General features: G+C 25.6%; 1 protein-coding gene and 1 pseudogene. Both read left to right on the forward strand.

From position 1 onward, the window contains the following. Positions 1-424 precede the first annotated feature (424 nt). A complete protein-coding gene (queA, locus tag E6A48_RS11330; RefSeq protein ID WP_219710413.1) occupies positions 425-1,501 on the forward strand; it encodes a tRNA preQ1(34) S-adenosylmethionine ribosyltransferase-isomerase QueA in 1,077 nt (358 codons plus the stop codon). Between the two features lie 71 nt (positions 1,502-1,572). Then, positions 1,573-2,136: pseudogene (locus E6A48_RS11335) on the forward strand (PD-(D/E)XK nuclease family protein); the annotation flags it as partial.

The raw sequence follows: 2,136 nt of genomic DNA on the forward strand, positions 1-2,136 counted from the left end.
TTCTTTGTGGCAACAAAAGAAGTGGGGGTGCGGGGTCAAAGCCACCGCAAATAAAAAACTTAAAATTTTTTTAGTGTATATTTATAAACTACTATATTTTATAATGTAAGTTTTTGTTTTATTCAACTTTTTTGTCGCTCTCGCGGTGCGGACTTAGTCAAAAAGTTGCAAAAAACGCAAGTACTTTAGCTTTATATGTTTGGAATATGTGTAAAGCATAATATAATATATGCATTTTAGTATAAAAATGCAGTTCTTCGCAAAACGTATACGAAGGATATAAGGTTCTTTTATACCAATACCGAGTAGGTCTATCGGCAAAAGACTGGAGGACAAAGCCCTGCAAACAACTAAAACATAAAAACTAATTTTTGACAAACTTAAAAATTTTTAGTATAATTTTTTACAAAAGAGAAATATTTTTATGATAGATTATTTAAATAGAGAAACTTATAATTTTTATTTGCCAGAAAATTTAATAGCTACTACTCCAAATTATGAAAGAGACCATTGCAAGTTAATGACAATTAATAAAAACACAGGAAAAGTAGAACATAAAATTTTCTCAGATATTATTAATTATCTAAATAAAGATGATATATTGGTTCTTAATGACAGTAAAGTAATACCAGCAAGAATATACGCCAAAAAAAATACAGGCGGAAATGCAGAAATACTTCTTCTAAATAAATTCAACAATAGCGAAGATTTATGGGAATGCTTAATAAAAGGAAAAAATATAAAAGAAAATGATATATTATATTTAGATTATAGCCATATAGAAAACATTGGAATAATAGAAGCTTCTATAATAAAAGATAATATATCAACAAAATTAATAAAGTTCTCAAAACCACTTACTTCAAATATATTAGATGCAATCGGTAAAATACCTCTTCCTCCATATATAATACAAAGCAGAAAGAAAAAAGGCGAAGAAGAATATAATGATAAAGACAAAGAGTTCTATCAAAATGTATATGCTAAAAATGAGGGAAGTATTGCATCCCCCACTTCAGGGCTTCATTTTACTAAAGAGCTTTTAGAAAAAATTAAATCTCTTGGTGTTGCAATTTGCTATGTTACTTTGCATGTTGGTTTTTCTACTTTTAACCCTATAAAAGAAGAAGATTTAAAAAAACATGTTATGCATGAAGAGAAATTTTCTATACCAAAAGAAACCGCTAGTATAATAATAAATGCTAAAAAAGATGGTAAAAGAATAGTGTCATGTGGTACAACTGTTGCAAGAGTTTTGGAAAGTGAATATAATGATTTTAATTTTAATAGATTAGAAGGCTCTACAAATATTTTTATATATCCTCCATATAAGTTTAAATGCATAGATGCTCTCATTACAAACTTCCACACCCCGCACTCTACTCTTCTTGCTATGGTGAGTGCTTTTGCTGGTTATGATAATATCATGAATGCATACAAAATTGCTGTAGAAAATAATTATCATTTCTTCTCTTATGGAGATGCTACTTTTTTATATTAACTTAAATGCTTGATTAAATACTATTTTAGTTTATTATTTTTTAAAAATAAGCATTATGGATATTTTATAGCATGAATAAATTATTTCTCTTTCCAAACTCTAAAGCAAGAGACAATTATCTTATTAAAGAAAATGGCGAATATTATAGCCTTGATATCACAAATTATAAAACAATATATGAATTTTATAAAAACAATATAGATAGCTTTCTAAAAAAATATGCAATAAAAAATGATGTTTGTATGTTAGAAAAAGCAATTGCAATAGTCAATATGCATTCTGCTATAAATGAATTCACACAAAAAAATAAAAACTCAATACTTTCTAAACAAGTTATCACTTATCAATTAGCTTCAAGTTTATACTCTTTTTTGGAAGAGATTAGTTTTGCAGAATTGATGTGCAATGAAAAAATAATTTTTAATAATGAACACTTAAAAGATATAAATAAAATAATAGAAATATATAAACTTAAAAATACTTCAATTAATGCTATTGATGAATTTGATGCATTTAAATATTTTATTAATGCAATAAAAAATAAACAAATAAAAATTAATTATGATGAAATAAATATATACAACTTTGAAAGCCTCCCTCATTTATATAATATATTATTAAATACAATGCAAACT

Source organism: Brachyspira pilosicoli, assembly GCF_019402445.1.
GTDB classification, from domain to species: Bacteria; Spirochaetota; Brachyspiria; order Brachyspirales; family Brachyspiraceae; genus Brachyspira; species Brachyspira pilosicoli_B.